General features: G+C 42.3%; 2 protein-coding genes. Both read right to left on the reverse strand.

Annotated elements, in window-relative coordinates; genetic code table 11:
- On the reverse strand, window positions 1–328 hold a 328-nt coding region (locus tag A3762_RS26450), incomplete at its 3' end, for a hypothetical protein (RefSeq protein WP_197469195.1).
- Window positions 329–601: 273 nt separating this feature from the next.
- Window positions 602–1,455: rhodanese-related sulfurtransferase (locus A3762_RS10520; protein WP_068755362.1), on the reverse strand; the 854-nt coding region annotated here is incomplete at its 5' end.

The raw sequence follows: 1,455 nt of genomic DNA on the forward strand, positions 1-1,455 counted from the left end.
CTTCTTTCTTCTCATCTTCTTTCTTCTCAGCTTCTTTCTTCTCAGCTTCTTTCTTCTCAGCTTCTTTCTTCTCAGCTTCCTTCTTCTCAGCTTCTTTCTTCTCAGCTTCCTTCTTCTCGGCTTCCTTCTTCTCGGCTTCCTTCTTCTCGGCCTCTTTCTTGTCCGACTTCGGTTCATCTTTCTTAAGCTGAACAGTTACAGATTTGTCCTGCACTTCTTCCGTAAAATCGACAGGATTATAGATAAGATAGGTCGCAACGGAGCTATGCAGCAACAAGCTTCCGATGAAAGTAAGGCTGTATCGTTTACGGTATCCTTTTGGTAGCATCCGTCTAATTCTTATTTGCTGCTTTGATTTATTGTTCGCGAGGAAAACTATGGGAGACGTTGTTCAGTTTAAAAGACCTTCGCTCAAAGAGAAGCATAAAGGAAAAAGCCTTTGTAAGCATGGCTTTCACAAATGGGTGATCGAAAAAGAGAACCAGTTTGACGTTAAGCAAGGGAGGCTTGTCACAGTTATGCGCTGTGCGAGATGCCAAGAGAAAAAGATTGAGTTGAAGTAGCGCAAACGACACCGTTCACGCTACTTTTATCAGATGTATTACTGCGCTTCTTGCTGCGCTTTAATCGCCGCAATTTTCCTATCACGATTTTGAGCAATAGCTTCAGTTGCTTCACTACCAATATGGCCTTGGCCACGTGCGCGCGCTAAGTCAATCTGTTTTTGACGTTCTTCGAATCGTTTGATCTGGCTAGGCGTGTGTTTGCCAAAACACTTAGGACAACTCACACCTTTTTTGTAGTGTTCGTGTTCCATATCTTCGGCAGTAATTGGAAGTCGACATGCGTGGCATTGATCATAGGCGCTTTTGTTTAGATCATGATCAACAGCAACACGATTATCAAACACAAAGCAATCGCCTTCCCACATCGTATCTTCTTTAGGGACTTCTTCCAGATATTTAAGGATGCCACCCTCTAGATGATAAACCTCATCAAAGCCCTTTTCTTTTAGGAAAGCTGTCGATTTTTCGCAACGAATGCCGCCCGTACAGAACATAGCGACTTTTTTATGCTTAGCAGGATCTAAATGTTCATCAACATAAGCTGGGAATTCTCTAAAGGTATCAGTTTTGGGGTTTACGGCACCCTCAAACGTACCAATCTCATACTCATAGTCATTACGCGTATCAATTAACACAACTTCAGGATTAGAAATAAGCGCATTCCAGTCTTTAGGTTTGACGTATGTGCCAACAACTTTTTTAGGATCGATACCCTCTACTCCCATCGTGACAATTTCTTTTTTAAGTTTCACCTTGGTGCGGTAAAACGGTTGAGATTCATCAAACGAAAGCTTGTAATCAATATCTGCAAACTCGGGAATAGCTTTCAACCAAGTTAATAAGGTTTCAATGGATGCTTCGGTGCCAGATACCGTGCCGTTGATTCCCT

This window comes from Oleiphilus sp. HI0125 (genome assembly GCF_001635355.1).